At 67.6% G+C, this 15830-nt stretch carries 16 protein-coding genes; 7 read left to right on the forward strand and 9 right to left on the reverse strand.

All coding sequences use genetic code 11. The annotated features are described in order from the left end of the window. Positions 1 to 4: 4 nt before the first annotated feature. Genes ltnD through M2282_RS12250 form a run of 7 tightly spaced genes read left to right on the forward strand, consistent with a single transcriptional unit; the run spans position 5 to position 6401 of the window. Positions 5 to 931: an L-threonate dehydrogenase gene (gene ltnD / locus M2282_RS12220; RefSeq protein ID WP_280809048.1), complete on the forward strand. Its 927-nt coding sequence runs from the start codon at positions 5 to 7 to the stop codon at positions 929 to 931. A gap of 18 nt (positions 932 to 949) precedes the next feature. Next, positions 950 to 1969: a D-erythronate dehydrogenase gene (denD, locus tag M2282_RS12225; RefSeq protein WP_280809049.1), complete on the forward strand. Its 1020-nt coding sequence runs from the start codon at positions 950 to 952 to the stop codon at positions 1967 to 1969. Positions 1970 to 1972: 3 nt separating this feature from the next. Beyond that, positions 1973 to 3253, forward strand: a complete 1281-nt coding sequence (gene otnK, locus M2282_RS12230; protein WP_280809050.1) for a 3-oxo-tetronate kinase — start codon at positions 1973 to 1975, stop codon at positions 3251 to 3253. Continuing rightward, on the forward strand, positions 3250 to 3915 hold the full coding sequence (locus M2282_RS12235; RefSeq protein ID WP_280809051.1) for an aldolase: 666 nt from the start codon (positions 3250 to 3252) through the stop codon (positions 3913 to 3915). Before otnK ends, M2282_RS12235 begins: the two co-directional genes overlap by 4 nt. 10 nt (positions 3916 to 3925) lie before the next feature. After that, positions 3926 to 4744 (forward strand): 2-oxo-tetronate isomerase, encoded by an 819-nt coding sequence (otnI, locus tag M2282_RS12240; RefSeq protein WP_280809052.1) that lies wholly within the window; start codon positions 3926 to 3928, stop codon positions 4742 to 4744. Further along, entirely contained in the window at positions 4741 to 5937 is a 1197-nt protein-coding gene (locus tag M2282_RS12245) for an amidohydrolase family protein (protein WP_280809053.1), read from the forward strand. Before otnI ends, M2282_RS12245 begins: the two co-directional genes overlap by 4 nt. Continuing rightward, on the forward strand, positions 5934 to 6401 hold the full coding sequence (locus tag M2282_RS12250; RefSeq protein ID WP_280809054.1) for a RidA family protein: 468 nt from the start codon (positions 5934 to 5936) through the stop codon (positions 6399 to 6401). Before M2282_RS12245 ends, M2282_RS12250 begins: the two co-directional genes overlap by 4 nt. Here M2282_RS12250 and M2282_RS12255 read toward each other — a convergent pair. The 9 genes from M2282_RS12255 to M2282_RS12295 form a co-directional block, all read right to left on the reverse strand. Then, a complete protein-coding gene (locus tag M2282_RS12255) occupies positions 6394 to 7050 on the reverse strand; it encodes a TetR family transcriptional regulator C-terminal domain-containing protein (RefSeq protein WP_280809055.1) in 657 nt (218 codons plus the stop codon). The genes M2282_RS12250 and M2282_RS12255 overlap by 8 nt on opposite strands. 2 nt (positions 7051 to 7052) lie before the next feature. Beyond that, the gene (locus tag M2282_RS12260; protein WP_280809056.1) at positions 7053 to 8018 is read right to left on the reverse strand and encodes a PDR/VanB family oxidoreductase; all 966 of its coding nucleotides are present in this window, start codon (positions 8016 to 8018) and stop codon (positions 7053 to 7055) included. Between the two features lie 20 nt (positions 8019 to 8038). Continuing rightward, positions 8039 to 8629, reverse strand: a complete 591-nt coding sequence (locus M2282_RS12265; protein WP_280809057.1) for an NAD(P)H-dependent oxidoreductase — start codon at positions 8627 to 8629, stop codon at positions 8039 to 8041. 148 nt (positions 8630 to 8777) lie between these two features. Beyond that, positions 8778 to 9806: an ABC transporter substrate-binding protein gene (locus M2282_RS12270; RefSeq protein ID WP_280809058.1), complete on the reverse strand. Its 1029-nt coding sequence runs from the start codon at positions 9804 to 9806 to the stop codon at positions 8778 to 8780. A gap of 357 nt (positions 9807 to 10163) precedes the next feature. Then, entirely contained in the window at positions 10164 to 11561 is a 1398-nt protein-coding gene (locus M2282_RS12275) for an FAD-binding oxidoreductase (RefSeq protein WP_280809059.1), read from the reverse strand. Further along, the gene (locus tag M2282_RS12280; RefSeq protein WP_280809060.1) at positions 11533 to 12423 is read right to left on the reverse strand and encodes an ABC transporter permease; all 891 of its coding nucleotides are present in this window, start codon (positions 12421 to 12423) and stop codon (positions 11533 to 11535) included. The genes M2282_RS12275 and M2282_RS12280 overlap by 29 nt, the downstream gene beginning before the upstream one ends. Beyond that, a complete protein-coding gene (locus M2282_RS12285; RefSeq protein WP_280809061.1) occupies positions 12407 to 13204 on the reverse strand; it encodes an ABC transporter ATP-binding protein in 798 nt (265 codons plus the stop codon). Before M2282_RS12285 ends, M2282_RS12280 begins: the two co-directional genes overlap by 17 nt. A gap of 14 nt (positions 13205 to 13218) precedes the next feature. Next, positions 13219 to 14040 carry a creatininase family protein gene (locus tag M2282_RS12290; protein ID WP_280809062.1) on the reverse strand — a complete coding sequence of 274 codons (822 nt, stop codon included), beginning with the start codon at positions 14038 to 14040 and terminating at the stop codon, positions 13219 to 13221. A gap of 146 nt (positions 14041 to 14186) precedes the next feature. After that, complete coding sequence (locus M2282_RS12295) at positions 14187 to 15812, reverse strand: MFS transporter (RefSeq protein ID WP_280809063.1); 1626 nt, start codon at positions 15810 to 15812, stop codon at positions 14187 to 14189. Positions 15813 to 15830 lie beyond the last annotated feature (18 nt).

The raw sequence follows: 15830 nt of genomic DNA on the forward strand, positions 1-15830 counted from the left end.
CACCATGACAGACACCTCCAACAACACCCCCGTCGTCGGCCTCGTGGGCCTCGGCGCCATGGGCAGCGGCATGGCGCAATCGCTGCGCCGCGCGGGCCATGCGCCGCATGTGTTCGACGTGCGCCCCGGCGTGGCCGAAGCCTTCGCGCGCGATGGTGGCACGGCCTGCGACACGCTGGCCGCGCTCGGCGCGCAGTGCGACATCGTGGTCAGCGTGGTCGTCAATGCGGCGCAGACCGAATCGGTGCTGTTCGGCGACGGCACCACGCCCGGCTGCGCGGCGTCGATGAAGCCGGGCAGCCTCTTCGTGATGTGTTCGACCGTCGACCCGAACTGGTCCGTCGCGCTCGAAGCGCGCCTCGCGGCGCAGGGCATCCTGTACCTCGATGCGCCCATCTCCGGCGGCGCGGCCAAGGCCGCGAGCGGCCAGATGACGATGATGACCGCGGGCACGCCCGCCGCCTACGCCAAGGCCGGCGTCCTGCTCGACGCGATGGCGGCCAAGGTCTACCGCCTGGGCGACTCGGCCGGCGCGGGCAGCAAGGTGAAGGTCATCAACCAGCTGCTGGCCGGCGTGCACATCGCCGCAGCCGCCGAGGCGATGGCGCTGGGCCTGCGCGAAGGCGTGGACCCGGACGCGCTCTACGAAGTCATCACGCACAGCGCGGGCAACAGCTGGATGTTCGAGAACCGCATGGCGCACGTGCTCGCGGGCGACTACACGCCGCTGTCGGCCGTGGACATCTTCGTGAAGGACCTGGGCCTCGTGCTCGACGTGGCGCGCGCGAGCAAGTTTCCGCTGCCGCTGTCGTCCACCGCGCACCAGATGTTCATGCAGGCATCGACCGCGGGCTTCGCGCGCGAGGACGACAGTGCGGTCATCAAGATCTTTCCGGGCATCGAACTGCCTGCCTCGAACAAGAAAGCCTGAAGAAGGAATCACGACACCATGAACATCCTCATCACCGGCGGCTGCGGCTTTCTCGGCGCACGGCTCGCGCGCACGCTGCTCGCGGGCGGCCCGCTCGCACTGGCCGGCGGCGCAGCCAGGGAGATCTCGCGCATCACGCTGGCCGACCGCGTGCCGCCGCCTGCCGACCTCGCCGCCGACGCGCGCATCCAGTTCGTGCAGGGCGACCTGTACGAGCAGGCCGGCAACGGCGCATTGCCGCTGGCCGACTCCGATGCCGTCTTCCACCTCGCCGCCGCAGTGAGCGGCGAATGCGAAGCCGACTTCGACCTCGGCATGCGCAGCAACCTCGACACCACCCGCGCCCTGCTCGACGCCTGCCGCCGTGCGGGCCACGCGCCGGTGTTCGTGTTCTCCAGCTCGGTCGCGGTGTTCGGCGATTCGCCCGAGCAGCGCCTGCCCGCGGTGATCGAAGACACGTCGCTGCCGACGCCGCAGAACAGCTACGGCATCCAGAAGTTCATCGGCGAGCAACTCGTGGCCGACTTCACGCGCAAGGGCTTCGTGCAGGGGCGCAACGTGCGGCTCATGACCGTCTCGGTGCGTCCGGGCCGGCCCAACGGCGCGGCCTCCAGCTTCCTGAGCAGCATGCTGCGCGAGCCGCTGGCCGGCGAGCGCGCGCGCTGCCCCGTCGCGCCGGAAACGCCTGTCGCATTGGCATCGCCCGGCAACACGGTCGCGGGCATCGTGCGCGCAGCCACCGCGAGCGCTGCCGAATGGGGCGCTCGCACCGCCATCAACCTGCCCGCGCTGAGCACCACCGTGCGCGAGATGGCCGATGCGCTCGAACGCATCGCGGGCAAGGACGCCACGGGTTTGATCGACTGGACGCCCGACGCACAGGTCGCCAGGATCGTCACCAGCTGGCCGAGCCGCATCCACGCTGCGCGCGCAGAAGCGCTGGGCCTCAAGGCCGACGCGAGCTTCGACACCATCCTGCGCGACTACGTGCGCGAGAACCCGCAGGCGGTGAAGCTGCCTGTCGTTACCAAGGACTGATCCATGGGCAAACTAGTGCTCGGCTGCATCGCCGACGATTTCACCGGCGCGACCGATCTCGCCAACAACCTGGTGCGCGCCGGCATGCGCGTGGTGCAGGCCATCGGCGTGCCGGCCACGCCGCTCGATGCGGATGTCGATGCCGTCGTGGTCGCGCTCAAGTCGCGCACCATCGCACCGGCCGAGGCCATTGCGCAATCGCTGGACGCGCTGCGCTGGCTGCAGGCGCAGGGTGCACAGCAGATCTATTTCAAGTACTGCTCCACGTTCGACAGCACGGCGCAGGGCAACATCGGCCCCGTCACCGAGGCGCTGATGGAGGCGCTCCAGTGCGACTTCACCATCGCCACGCCCGCCTTCCCCGACAACAAGCGCACCGTGTTCAAGGGCTACCTTTTCGCGGGCGATGTGCTGCTCAACGAGAGCGGCATGCAGAACCATCCGCTCACGCCGATGACCGATGCGAACCTCGTGCGCGTGCTGCAGGCGCAGTGCACGCGCAAGGTGGGGCTGATCGATCACGCGGTGGTGGCGCGCGGCGATGCGGCCATCACCGAGCGCATCGCGCAGTTGAGGAGCGAGGGCATCTCGATCGCCATCGTCGATGCGGTGTCGAACGACGACCTGCTGCGTCTCGGGCCGGCGCTTGCGAAGATGCCGCTGGTCACGGCGGGTTCGGGCGTGGCCATCGGGTTGCCTGCGAACTTCGGCCTTGCCCCTTCGTCGCAAGCCAGCGCGTTGCCGGCAGCGGGCGGTCTGCGCGCCGTGGTGTCGGGCAGCTGCTCGCTGGCGACCAACCGCCAGGTGCTCGACTTCATCCAGCGCGGCGGTGCGGCATTGGCGGTCGATCCGCTGCGCATCGCGGCGGGCGTCGATGTCGCGGCCGAAGCGTTGGCATGGGCCGCACCGCTGGTCGGCAAGCAACCGGTGCTGGTCTATTCCACCGCCGAGGCCGGCGCCGTGAAATCGGTGCAGGGCAAGCTCGGTGTCGAAGAAGCCGGCGCGATGGTCGAACGCACCATCGCCGCCATCGCACGCGGCCTGGTCGACAAGGGCGTGCGCCAGTTGGTGGTAGCGGGTGGCGAAACCTCGGGCGCCTGCGTGCAGGCACTGGGCATCGCGCAGATGCAGATCGGCCCGCAGATCGACCCCGGCGTGCCGTGGTGCCACGCGCGCGCCGAGGCCGCCGGACCCGTCGATGGCGCGGGCGTGCACATCGCGCTCAAGTCCGGCAACTTCGGTGGCGACGATTTCTTCACCAAGGCCTTTACAGTGCTGGCATGACCGAGAACCAAGCACGCGAAGAAATCTGCCGCGTCGGCCGCAGCCTGTTCGAGCGCGGTTACGTGCATGCCACGGCCGGCAACATCAGCGTGCGGCTGGACGATGGCTTCCTCATCACGCCGACCGATGCGTGCCTCGGCTTTCTCGATCCGGCGCGGCTCGCGCGGCTCGATGCGGAAGGCAAGCAAGTCGGTGGCGACCGTGCCAGCAAGACCATCGCGTTGCACAGGCGCATCTACGCGGCCGCGTGCCGCTTCGATGCAGACACGGCCTGCGTGATCCACACGCACAGCACGCATTGCGTCGCGCTCACGCTCAACGCAGCGGGCCACGAACTGCTGCCCGCGCTCACGCCCTACTTCGTGATGAAGGTCGGCCATGTGCCGCTCATTCCGTATCACCGTCCCGGCGCACCCGAGGCGGCAGAAAAGGTGGCGCAAGCCATCGAACGTTTTGGCGCCGCAGGCACGCCCCTTCGCGCCGTGATGCTCGAACGCCTCGGCCCGAACGTGTGGCACGAAACGCCGGCCGCCGCCATGGCCGTGCTCGAGGAACTCGAAGAAACAGCGCGGCTTCAGATGCTTATGGGCGCCGCAAGGCCGGCGCCGCTGAATGCCTCACAGATCGATGAACTGCGCACCACCTTCGGTGCGCGCTGGTAGAAGAAACACCATGCCCCAATTCGCAGCCAACCTCTCGATGCTCTATCCCGAGCTCGACTTCCTCGACCGCTTCGACGCCGCCGCCAAGGACGGCTTCAAGGCGGTCGAATACCTCTTCCCCTACGCCTTCGCGAAAGAAGACATCATCGCGCGCCTGAAGCACAACGGCCTGCAGCAGGTGCTCTTCAACGGCCCGCCCGGCGACTGGGACAGCGGCGAGCGCGGCCTCGCGTGCCTGCCCGGCCGCGATGCCGAGTTCCGCGATGGCATCGCGAAAGCCATCGACTACGCCGTCGCGCTCGACTGCCCGCGCATCCACGTCATGGCCGGCCTCGTGCCGCAAGACCTCCAGCGTGATGCCGTGCGGCCCGTATACCTCGACAACCTGCGCTTTGCCGCGGAAGAGGCCGCCAAGGCCGGCCGTGACGTGCTGATCGAGCCGATCAACACGCGCGACATCCCGGGCTTCTTCCTCAACCGGCAGGACGACGCACACGAGATCGTCGAGACCGTCGGCGCGCCGAACCTCAAGGTGCAGATGGACCTGTACCACTGCCAGATCGTCGAAGGCGACGTGGCGATGAAGATTCGCAAGTACCTGCCCACCGGCCGCGTCGGTCATCTGCAGATCGCCGGCGTGCCCGAGCGCCACGAGCCCGACATCGGCGAGCAGAACTACAGCTACCTCTTCGACGTGATCGACGAGGTCTCGAAGCAGAGCGGCTGGCAGGGCTGGGTCGGCTGCGAGTACCGACCGAAGCGCGGCACGGAGCCTGGCGGCACTTCCGCGGGCCTGGGCTGGCTGCGCGCATTGCAGCAGCGCGCATGAAGCTCGAGGCGCTGCGCATTCCTGCACCGCTGCGTGGCTTCGCGGCGGGCGACGCGCAGGTCTTCGATGTCACGCTCGATGGCGACAAGGTCGCGGCCATCGTGCCCAGCGCCTCGCAGGCGCAGGCGCGCGGCACGCTGCTGAGCGCGCTGGTCGAGGCGCATGCGCACATCGACAAGAACTACACGGTGCAGGAAGTGGGCGCGGCGCAGGGCAACCTGTTCGCAGCCATCGAGCGCATGGAGAAGCACCGCGCCGGCTGGAGCGGCGAGACGCTGCGCCTGCGCATGGAGCGCGCGCTGCAAGACGCATGGCAATCGGGCACGCGCGCGCTGCGCACGCACATCGACTGGGTGCAGCCCGAAGCACCGATCGCACTGGCGGTGTTCGAAACGCTGCGCGAAGAATGGCGTGGCCGCCTCGAGCTGCAGTTCGTTTCGCTCACGCCGCTCGACGTGTTCGCGGATCTCGCGGCCGGCGAGCGCATCGCCAAAGAAGTGAAGCGTGCGGGCGGCGTGCTCGGCGCGTTCGTCTACCGCAACGAAGGCATCGTGCACAAGCTGGGCCGCGTGTTCGATCTGGCACAGCAGCACGGCCTGAGTCTCGACTTCCATGTCGACGAAGGGCTCGACGCCGAAGCCACCGGCCTTCGCAGCATTGCCCAGCTCGTGCGCGCACGCGACTTCAAGCACAACGTCGTCTGCGGCCACTGCTGCTCGCTTTCGATGCAAGACGACGCGGTCGCCAATGAAACGCTCGCGCTCTGCGCCGGCGCGGGCCTGCACATCGTCGCGCTGCCCACCACGAATCTCTATCTGCAGGGCGCCTGGGACCGCACGCCCGTGCCGCGCGGCATCACGCGCATCCACGAAGCGGCGGCACGGGGCTTGCGTGCGAGCCTGGCCACGGACAACGTGCAGGACGCCTTCTATCCCTACGGCAGCTACGACCTCGTAGAGACCTTCGGCCTCGGCGTGCAGATGGCGCACCTCGCGCCCGCAAGCGACTGGCTCGATGCGATCACCGTCAGCCCCGCGAAGGCGCTCGGCCTCGCGTGGGACGGCCGCATCGCGCCGGGCTGCCCTGCGGACCTGGTGCTGCTTGCGGCGACCGACGAGCATGAGCTCATCGGGCCGCGCGGACGCGAACGCACTGTGATCCGTGCCGGTCGAATTCTGGAGAAATCACTATGAGCATGGGCAAGCCAATGGCCAACTACGCCGCCGCCAAACGCGTCGGCGATTTCGTCTTCATGAGCGGCGTGGTCGCGGTCGATCCGGCCAAGCGCCGCGCGGTCGCGGGCTACGACGATATTCCCGAAGAAGCCCGCACCGCATTGCAGGGCGTGGGCTACGCCACCGGGCAGATGTCGGTCGATGTTTTCGAAGCCGCCATCGTCGCGCAGAGCTGGTTCGTGCTGGAGCGCATCCGCCAGATCGCGGCCGAGCACGGCGGCACGATGGACGATGTGGTCAAGCTGGTGCAGTACTTCCGCCACCTGCCGCACTACGCGTTCTACAACCGCGTGCGCGGCCTCTTCTATCCGGGCGAGCCGCCGGTGAGCACGGTGGTCGAGGTGTCGCGCTTCCTGCCGGGGGACGAGGTGCTGGTCGAGGTCGAAGCCACCATGTACCTTCCTCAACGCGCGGCTACTTGACCCCTGCACCTTTCAGCAGGAAATCCGTCACCTGCTCGATCAGGTAGCGCCGGTCCTTGTCGTCGCCGTCCTGCGCGACGTTGCGGAAGTACGCGGCCTGTGTCGCATGGTCCGCATAGAACTGCGTCACCGCCCAGATGTGGAACAGCACCAGCATCGGGTCGGCCTTGTCCATCAGGCCCTGGTTCATCCAGTTCTGGATCACGGCGGCCGCCTGGTCGGTGCGCGCCTTGCTCGTGTCCATCATGGTGTTGAGCACCGGCGCGCCGCGCATCATCTCGGCGGTGAAGATGCGCGAGCGCAGCGGGTGCTGGAACGAGAACATCATCTTGCGATGGATCAGGTCGCCCAGCACCTTGCGCGGGCCGAAGGCCTCGTCGCTGAAGCCGAACACCACGATCCAGTCGTTCAGGATGTCCTGCAGCACCTGGCGGTAGAGCGCCTCCTTGCTGTCGATGTAGTAGTGCAGCTGCGCCTTCGAGAGCCCGGCCTTGTCGGCGATGGCCTGCGTCGATGCGCCGGCCAGGCCCTCGCTCGCGAACACCTCGATCGCGGCCTGGTAGATGACGCCCAGCACCTGCGTGTATTTGCGCGACCGGCCGCGCGTGGCCGGTGCTTCGCTCTCGCTCTCGATTTCCTTCTCTTCCATGTTCACAGCTGCAGCACCAGTTCGAGGCCTTTGGCGCGCGAGCAGCACAGCGCCACCTTGCTGCGCCGCTCGGTGCCGGTGAGGCAGAAGTCGCGGTGCTCCGCGCCCTCGCCATCGCCCTCGACCACGCAGGTGCCGCACAGGCCCTGCTGGCACGACACGGGAATGTCGATGCCCACTTCGTGCAGCGCATCGACGGCCGTCTGGTCGGCCGCGACCGGCACCGTGATGCCGCGCTGCGCGAGCCTGAGCGTGAAGGGTAGGCCGGTGCTCGTGTTGGCATCGGTCGGCGCAGCGAAGTACTCGGTGTGCAGCGCGTCGTCGGGCCAATCGGTCTTTGCGGCCGCGTCGCGTACTGCCTTCATGAAGCCGCCGGGGCCGCAGACGTAGAGGTGCGTGTCCGGTGCGCGATCGGCCAGAAGCGCCTGCAGGTCGATGCGTTGCGATGCATCGCCCTGGTCCAGATGAAGGCGCAGGTGCGGCGCGAGTGCGGGGTCGCGCAGTGCATTGGAAAACGCCAGGTGCTCTTCGCCGCGCGCGAACACGCACAGCGTGAACGACGCGCCGCGCGCCGCGAGTGCCTGCGCCATCGCGAGCAGCGGTGTCATGCCGATGCCACCTGCCATCAGCAGATGGTGCGCGGCTTCTGCGCGCAGCGGAAAGGTATTGCGCGGCGTACTGATCGCGATCAGGTCGCCCTCGCGCACGCGCTCGTGCATCGAGGCCGATCCGCCACGGCTCGCAAGCTCGCGCTTCACGCCGATCACATAGGACGGCGCATTCGACGGCGCCCGCGCCAGCGAGTACTGGCGAGAGAACCCACCCGGCATGTGCACATCGATGTGCGCGCCGGCCTCGTAGCCCGGCAGCGCACGCCCCCACGGATGCGCGAGCTCGAAGGCCAGGATCTCCGGCGTCTCGCGCGAGATGCGTTTGACGCGGACGGTCAGCGTGCGTTCGAGGCTCATGGTCTGGGTTCTCCCTGCGTCTAGATGTTCTGCAGCTTGCGCGAAACGCGCTCGATGAAATGCGTGCGGTCGCTCGCGGTGACGGCGTTCATGTCGTGCAGCTGCAGCCAGGTGACCTTGCAGCGCAAGGCGAACAGCGCCCGCAGCGCGCGCGTGAAGAGCCGCCGCCCGGGGTCGCCGATGGCCAGCACGAACCAGCGCGGCGATCCGCCCGTGGTCACCACCGTCAGCCGCCGGATGTGCCGCAGGCCCGATTTCGCGAGCTGCCCCTTGCGCTCGGCCGGCAGGAAGGCCACGCCCGGCAGCCAGACCCGCTCCAGCCAGCCCTTGAGCATCGACGGCGGGCCGTGGAACCAGGTGGGGTAGACGAACACGAGGTGCTCGGCCCACAGCAATGCGTCGACATGCGGTTTCACGCGTTCGCGGATGAGGTCGGGGTTGTCCAGGTAGGCCATGCGCTCTTCGCGGGTCAGCGTGGGGTCGAAGCCTTCGGCGTACAGGTCGATGGTCCGCACGGCATGCCGGGGTTCGAGGGCCGCCAGCGCCGTGCGGTAGAGCGCGTGATTGAAGCTGTCGGGGTTCGGATGGCAGTGGACGACTAACGTTTTCATGAAAAAGGGCCGCATCGCCTATCGGCGAGACAGGGTCAGAGCCCAGGAAACAAAAGGCCGCGCGGTGCCTTATGGCAACCCAGGCGCCGGCATCTGACCCCGGCGCAAGCCCCGCGCGACCCACGGAAAAAACTCTCGATGAAACGAATTACTTGCCGGTGAGCTTCTTGCGAACGTCGACACCGACGCCCTTGTTCACGAATTGCGTGGTCACGACCTTCGACAGATCGACTTCGCCCGCCTTGTAGAGACCGGCCTTGACCATCTTGTCGTAGAAGTCCTTCACGCGGGCTTCGTCCATCGCGCCGATGCCCTTGGTGAGCGATTCGCCGCTGTCGACGATGCCCATCTTCTTCATCAGGTCGATGGAGCCCTGCGATGCGGCCACGGGCGAGTCTGGGTTGATCTTGGCGATCATCTCGTTGGCGGCCTTGTTGTCGCCGTAGAGGTAGTTGTTCCAGCCGATGATCGAGGCCTCGACGAACTTGCGCACCGTCTCGGGCTTTGTCTTGATGAGGTCCGCGCGCGTCTCGATGGTGGTCGAGTAGGTCGAGAAGCCGTTGTCCGCCAGGAGCTGCACCACGGGGTCGAAACCGGCCTGCGCCTTGATCGACAGCGGCTCCGAGATCGCATAGCCCTGCTGGATCGACTTCTTGTCCGCGAGGAACGGGCCGACGTTGAAGGTGTAGGGCTTGAGCTGCGAATCCTTGAAGCCGTGCTCCGATTTCATCCACTGCCAGAAGCTGAACTGGCCGTCCTTGCCGATGAAGGCGACGGGGGCCTTGGTCATGTCCTTGAAGGTGTCGAGGCCCTGGCCCGGGTGCGCGAACATGGCCTGCGGGTCCTTCTGGAAGAAAGCCGCGACCACCACGGTGGGCACGCCGTTCTTCACGTTGTCGAACGATTGCAGCAGGTTGCCGGTCATGAGGAAGTCGACCTTGCCCGCCGGCAGCATCGGCCGGTTGTTGACCATCGGGCCGCCCTGCTGGATGTCCACATCGAGGCCGTACTTCTTGTAGGTGCCGTCCACCAGCGCCTGGTAGAAGCCGCCGTGGCCGGCCTGCGCTTTCCAGTTGGTGGCGAACACCACTTTTTCCTGCGCCTGCACGGCGAAGGCGGCGGCCGCGAGGGCCAGGCCGAGGGCGAGCGGGCGGATTGTCAGAGCGGGGATGCGCATGGCAGTGGACTCCTGGGTTGAACCTGAATGATCGAGATGGATGCGGGTGGGATTCTGCCGTTCGGGGCGCGTGCGAAGAGCACCGGGTGCTCCCCTCCGCGAATGTCCCCCGGGCTTCGCCCTCCTCCTTGATTTCGCTGCGGGGAGCACCCGGTGCTCTTCGCACGAGGGCACGTTGCCGGTAATCGTGCGACCAACCAGCGCGGCTCACGACGCTCACGCCGATGGGGTGCCTTGCGCAGCGAAATCAAGGGGGAGGCCGAAGGCCGGAGGACATTCGCGGAGCAAGGTACCCCGTCGGCGTGAGTGCGCCACGAATGACCCCCGCAGCGACGAATCGAAGAGCAGCCGTTCATTTCAACGCTCGACAGCCATGTCCGAGGTCCAGCCACGCGTCTTGCCGGGGTTCATCAACCCCATCGGATCGCTGCGCTTCTTGAACTCGATCTGCTGCGTGTCGATGGTCTTCATGCCGCCGTCCTCGATGGTGAAGACATGCGGGTTGAAGATCTGGCAGCCGCCCTGCGACTCGATCTCGCGGATCACCTCGTACTGATGGGCTTCGCCCTTCCAGCGCACGAGCAGGATGCCGAAGGTGCCGCACTCGCCGTTGGCGCGTGCGAAGTCCTGGTGCTGCAGCACGTCGTCGCCGAAGATCTTCAGGTGACGCTCGACCACCGAAGGATCGAAGGGTTGCGCGTAGGCGACCTGCAGATAGGTCCAACCGCGGTCGGCCTTCAGCGCCTGCAGCGTCGTGTGGTTGAAGGCGCACTCGTAGGCGGGCGGCAGGCCGTCGGCGAGCAGCTCGGCCTCGGTGCCTGCGACGGAGATCGTGCCGCCGTGAGCGTTGGCCAACGCGCGGAACGCGGCCATCGATTCGGGCGAGACCATGGTGAACACCGCATGCCGGTCGATCGGAAAGCGATCGCGCATCGCCGTGTAGTAGGGCGAGAAGCGCGCTTCGACCGTCGAGAGCAGAAAGATGTCGAGCGTCGGCGCCTGCGCCGCAATGCCGAAGTCGAGCGCACCGCGGTACGTCTCGAACAGCACCGTGCAGTGCACCCACTCGACGGCCGGGCTCAGGGCTACTTCGACGTCGAGGATCACGCCGTTGGTGCCGTAAGCGTGATGCACCTGCTGGATCTCGTCGCCCACGAGTTCGATGACGCGCGGCTCGCGTTCCACCGTCATCACCCGCGCGCGCAGCAGGTTGCCCGGGTCGCGCAGGATGCCGTGCCGAAACGACCCGATGCCGCCGAAGCCGCCCGCAATGAAGCCGCCGATGCTGGCCACATGCCAGGTCGAAGGCCACATGCGCAGCGCCTGCCCGGTCTCGCGCGCGGCGAGGTCGATGTCGTGCATGCGTGCACCGGCTTCCACGCGCATGCGGCCGTTTTGAATGTCGAGCACGCGGCACATCTGCGTCACGTCGAGCACGATGCCGCCCTCGAGCGGCACGCACTGGCCGTAGTTGCCGGTGCCGCCCGCGCGAACGGTGAGGGGCAGCTTCCACTTCGCGGCCACGGCCGCGGCTTGCCGCACATCGCCCTCGGTGCTGACCTTGACGACGAGGTCGGCCACGCAACCCGCGAGTTGCGCGGTGAGGATGGGGCTGTACCAATAGAAGTCTTTGGACAGTTGCTTCCGCTGGCTCGGCGAGGTGACAAGGTTGAGGCCGCGCAAGTCTTCGCGCACGGCGTCCCAGTCGACGACAGGCACGGGCGTCCTAGCGTTCACGGCGCATCTCGCTCTCATGCCAGTGGCCGAGCACCATGCGCGACAACGCAGCGAACACGATGAAGATCACGATGCCGAGCAACGACACCAGCAGCAGCGCCGCGAACATCATCGGAATCTCGGTGCGGAAGCTCGATTCGAGGATGCGCGAGGCCAGCCCGGTTTCCTTGCCCGCCGTGCCCGCAGTGAACTCCGCCACCACCGCGCCGATCAGGCTCAGGCCGCCCGCGATCTTCAGGCCCGCCATGAAGTACGGCAGCGCGCTCGGCGCGAGCAAATAGCGGAAGGTCTGCCAAGGAGAGGCCTTGTAGAGCTGGAACAGGTCGCGCAGGTTGCTGTCCGCGCTCTTCAGGCCGATGACGGTGTTCGAGAGGATCGGAAAGAACGCCACGATCCACGCGCACAGCAAGAGCGCCGCGGTGGTGCTCGACACGTAGATCAGGATCAGCGGCGCGATCGCGATGATCGGCGTCACCTGCAGGATCACCGCGATCGGGAAGAGGCCGATCTCCACCCACTTGAAGAGCGCGAAGGCAATGGCCAGCAGCACGCCGCCCACGATGGCCGCCAGCAGTGCGAGCAGCGTGAGCTTCACCGTGAACCAGAGCGCGCTGGAGAGCGTGTCCCAGTTGTCGAACAGCGTCTTCAGGATGAGCGAGGGCGCGGGCAGGATGTAGTGCGGGATGTTGTTGGCGCGCACCGTCCATTCCCACACGAGCAGCAGCAGCGCGACGATGGCCGCGGGCACGACGATGCGCAGCAGCGATTCGCGACGGCGCAGCCGGTCTTCGTGCGCGCGCAGCGAGGCTTCGGAGGGCGCGACGTCGGCCGCGTCCAGCGGTGGCACGGCGGCAGCGGCGGACTCAGTGATCGATGTCATGCAGCGCTCCGTGCAGGGATTGCGACACCGCCGTGCAGTGCGCGTTGTAGCGGCTCGAGGTGCGGAATTCCTCGCCGCGCGGATAGGGCTCGTCGATGCGGATCTCGTCGATCACGCGGCCCGGGCGCGCGGCCATCACCACGATGCGGTTCGACAGATACACCGATTCGTACACGCTGTGCGTGACGAACACCACCGAGAAGCGGTGCTCGCGCCAGATGGCGAGCAGGTCGTTGTTGAGCTTGATGCGCGTCATTTCATCGAGCGCAGCGAAGGGCTCGTCCATCAGCAGCAGGCGCGGGTGCGTGACCAGCGCGCGTGCGATCGACACGCGCATCTTCATGCCGCCCGAGAGCTCGCGCGGGTACACATCGGCAAAGCGCGAGAGGCCGACCATCTCCAGCACCTGCTGCACCACGGGCGCCGCCGCATCGCGGCTCTGGCCGGCCAGCTTGAGCGGCAGCCACACGTTGTCGAACACCTTGGCCCAGGGCATGAGCGTGGGCTCCTGGAACACGAAGCCCAGGTCGCGGTCGCTCTGTGTCTTGCCGGTGTTGGCGCCGGACCAGTGCATGTCGCCCGAGCTGAGCCGGGTGAGGCCCGCGATGAGCCGCAGCGCCGTGCTCTTGCCGCAGCCCGAGGGGCCGAGGAAGCTGATGAAGTCGTGCTCGCCGATGTCCAGCGTCATGCCTTGCAGCGCGAGCGTGCCGTTGGCGAAACGCTTGCTGACGTGGCGCAGGCTGACCAGCGGCGGGGTAATGGATGGCGTGGTGCTTTCCATGGTGGTGCGCGAGCCTAGCGCCAGGCGGGTTCGTTGGCGAGGCGCGACAGCGGGAAGCGGTCCACCTCGTGCAGCAGCTCGACGAAGCGCCGGCCCACGTGGTCGAGCACCGCCGCGCCCTTCTCGGCGGTGGCGCGCGTGGCATCGCCGGCCGCGCCCGAGGGGTTGATGTCGTGCATCTGCCAGCCGAGCTTGCCGCTGGGGGTGATCGAGAGGAATTTGTTTTCTTCGGCCAACTGCTCGGTCATGGAGCTGAAGTTCTGGAACTGGTCGCGCCGCACGTAGTCGGGCGTGAGGTGCAGCATCACCGAGCTTTCGAGGTCGCCCGCGTGAATGCCGTGCTTGCCCTCGTGCGCGGTGAACAGGCCCTCGGGCAGGCCCAGCGTGTACCAGTTGGCGGCGACGACCATCATGTCGTGCTCCTCGCGCAGGTCGCGTGCCACGATGTCCATCACGCTCATCTGGCCGCCATGGCTGTTGTAGAGCACGAGCTTGCGCACGCCGGCCTTGGCGACGCAGGCACCGATGTCCTTCCACAGCGAGATCAGCGTGTTCGCCGACACCGTGAGCGTGCCCGGGTAGCGCGAGTGCTCGTTGCTCTTGCCGTAGGGCACGGTGGGCAGAAACAGCACGGGCAGGTCGTCGGGAATGTGCGGAAGCGTGGCGCGCACCATGCCGTCGATGGTGGCGGTGTCGGTCGACATCGGCAGGTGCGGCCCGTGCTGCTCGGTGGCGCCCACCGGCAGCACGGCGATGAGCCGTTCGCGGTCCAGGCGGGAGAACTCTTCGCTGGTCAGGTCGGACCAGAAGCGGCTGCGCAGTGTGGGCGGATTCATCGGGGCATACCTCGTGACGAGACGGCGCGATGATGGCCTAAATTATCCGATCGGTCAAAAAAAGTGGCTCGGCACTTACCCGTACGCCTGAGGCAATCGGTTTGCCCGTGCGGCAAATCAGACGAGCTGGATGAATCCAGGCGCCCTCAGCGCCGCACGATGTACCGCGTGACCACCGGCTGCGTCTCGCCGATGTGGAACGCCAGCCGCCGCTCCCGCAGCGCCATGTCGCTGGCCGTCGCGCGATTGAAGCGGCGCAGGTGGTCGGTCCACGTCTCGTCCACGATCTGCTCCACGTAGCGGCTGGGCTGCGCGATGTCGTGCAGCAGCTCCCAGCCGATGGCGCCCTGGCTCAGGCGCGCGCGGCGCGTCTGCTGCATGACGATGTGGAAGGCCGCGGCGCGCGCCGGCTCGATCAGGTATTCGACCGTGATCACCACGCGGCCTTCTTCCTGCGGCGCCTCGGCCGGTGGGCCGGCGGCCCAGCCGGCTTCGGCGGGGCTGGTGTCGTCCTCGCCGGTCACGTCGGTCACGAAGCGCAGGGCCAGGAGCATCAACAGCGTGCCGCTCACGGCGGCCACCGCGAGGCTCAGGTTCAGCGCCGTGACGGTCGCCACCTGGCCCCAGATCGCCGCGCCAATCGCGCTCGCGCCCATGATGGCCATCTGGTACATCGACATGCCGCGCGCCCGCACCCAGTCGGGCAATGCGAGCTGCGCCGACACCGAGAGCGAATTGGCCACCGTGATCCACGCCATGCCGCCGAAGAACATCGCCGGCACCGCGACCCAGGCATTGGGCGCAAAGGCCATCACGGCCGTGGCGCCCGACTGCAGCAGCGTGCCGCGCAGCACCAGCTGGTCGCGCCCCAGTGCCTGGCGCAGCCGCGGCAAGAACAGCACCGCGACGATCGCGCCCGAGCCCATCGCGGCCAGCAGCAGCGTGAAGGTACCCGCATCGCCGCCCTTCAAGTTGCGCGCCAGCAGCGGCAGCAATGCGAGCAGCGCCGTCGAGTGGAAGAAGAAGATCGAAATGCGCGTGAGCACCGCCCGCATGCGCTGCGACTGCCGCACGAACTGCACGCCTACGCGCATCGCGCTGATGAGCTTTTCGCGCCCCAGCGGATTGGGCGTGTGCTCGCGCCGCCAGCGCAGCACCACGAAGCCCGAAGCCACCGACAGCACCGCATTGAGCGCGAACACCCAGATGGTTCCCGCGCTCGCGATCAGCATGCCGGCCGTGAGCGGGCCGATGATGCGCGAGGCGTTCATCGCGATGCCGTTCAGCCCCAGCGCCGCCGGCAGCTGCGGGCGCGGCACCAGCTCGGGCACGATGGCCGAGAACACCGGCCAGCGCAGCGCGAGGCCAATGCCGTTGGCGAAGGTGAGCGCGAGCAGCAGCGGCGCGGTCATCAGGTCGAGCGCCAGCGCCGCGCACAGCACGATGGCCGTGCCGGCCAGCCAGAACTGCGTGGCCACCAGCCAGCGCCGGCGGTCGAGGATGTCGGCGAGCGCACCGCTCGGAAGGCCCAGCAGGAAGACGGGCAGCGTGGAAGCCGACTGCACCAGCGCGACCCAGATCGGCGAGGTGGTCAGCGAGGTCATCATCCACGCCGCGGCCACATCGTTCATCCACATGCAGATGTTGGCGATGAGCCAGGTGCTCCACAGCATGCGGAACACGGGGAGCTTCAGGGGCTCGAGCGCCGCGAACTTCGAGGGTTGCGGCCGCGTGGGCGGAAGGGGTGTCTCTTCGGTCGTTATGGGTGGCATGTGGCGCTATTGTGGCGC

It is taken from the genome of Variovorax boronicumulans (assembly GCF_029892485.1).
In the GTDB taxonomy this organism is placed as follows: domain Bacteria; phylum Pseudomonadota; class Gammaproteobacteria; order Burkholderiales; family Burkholderiaceae_C; genus Variovorax; species Variovorax boronicumulans_B.

Excerpts from the sequence above, each read along its gene's own strand:
- otnI (WP_280809052.1), top strand. The coding sequence starts at position 3,926 with ATGCCCCAATTCGCAGCCAACCTCTCGATGCTCTATCCCGAGCTCGAC.
- otnK (WP_280809050.1), top strand. The coding sequence starts at position 1,973 with ATGGGCAAACTAGTGCTCGGCTGCATCGCCGACGATTTCACCGGCGCG.
- M2282_RS12285 (WP_280809061.1), bottom strand. The coding sequence starts at position 13,204 with ATGGAAAGCACCACGCCATCCATTACCCCGCCGCTGGTCAGCCTGCGC.
- M2282_RS12270 (WP_280809058.1), bottom strand. The coding sequence starts at position 9,806 with ATGCGCATCCCCGCTCTGACAATCCGCCCGCTCGCCCTCGGCCTGGCC.
- M2282_RS12265 (WP_280809057.1), bottom strand. The coding sequence starts at position 8,629 with ATGAAAACGTTAGTCGTCCACTGCCATCCGAACCCCGACAGCTTCAAT.
- ltnD (WP_280809048.1), top strand. The coding sequence starts at position 5 with ATGACAGACACCTCCAACAACACCCCCGTCGTCGGCCTCGTGGGCCTC.
- M2282_RS12245 (WP_280809053.1), top strand. The coding sequence starts at position 4,741 with ATGAAGCTCGAGGCGCTGCGCATTCCTGCACCGCTGCGTGGCTTCGCG.
- M2282_RS12280 (WP_280809060.1), bottom strand. The coding sequence starts at position 12,423 with ATGACATCGATCACTGAGTCCGCCGCTGCCGCCGTGCCACCGCTGGAC.
- M2282_RS12290 (WP_280809062.1), bottom strand. The coding sequence starts at position 14,040 with ATGAATCCGCCCACACTGCGCAGCCGCTTCTGGTCCGACCTGACCAGC.
- M2282_RS12295 (WP_280809063.1), bottom strand. The coding sequence starts at position 15,812 with ATGCCACCCATAACGACCGAAGAGACACCCCTTCCGCCCACGCGGCCG.
- M2282_RS12250 (WP_280809054.1), top strand. The coding sequence starts at position 5,934 with ATGAGCATGGGCAAGCCAATGGCCAACTACGCCGCCGCCAAACGCGTC.
- M2282_RS12255 (WP_280809055.1), bottom strand. The coding sequence starts at position 7,050 with ATGGAAGAGAAGGAAATCGAGAGCGAGAGCGAAGCACCGGCCACGCGC.
- M2282_RS12275 (WP_280809059.1), bottom strand. The coding sequence starts at position 11,561 with ATGAGAGCGAGATGCGCCGTGAACGCTAGGACGCCCGTGCCTGTCGTC.
- M2282_RS12235 (WP_280809051.1), top strand. The coding sequence starts at position 3,250 with ATGACCGAGAACCAAGCACGCGAAGAAATCTGCCGCGTCGGCCGCAGC.
- denD (WP_280809049.1), top strand. The coding sequence starts at position 950 with ATGAACATCCTCATCACCGGCGGCTGCGGCTTTCTCGGCGCACGGCTC.
- M2282_RS12260 (WP_280809056.1), bottom strand. The coding sequence starts at position 8,018 with ATGAGCCTCGAACGCACGCTGACCGTCCGCGTCAAACGCATCTCGCGC.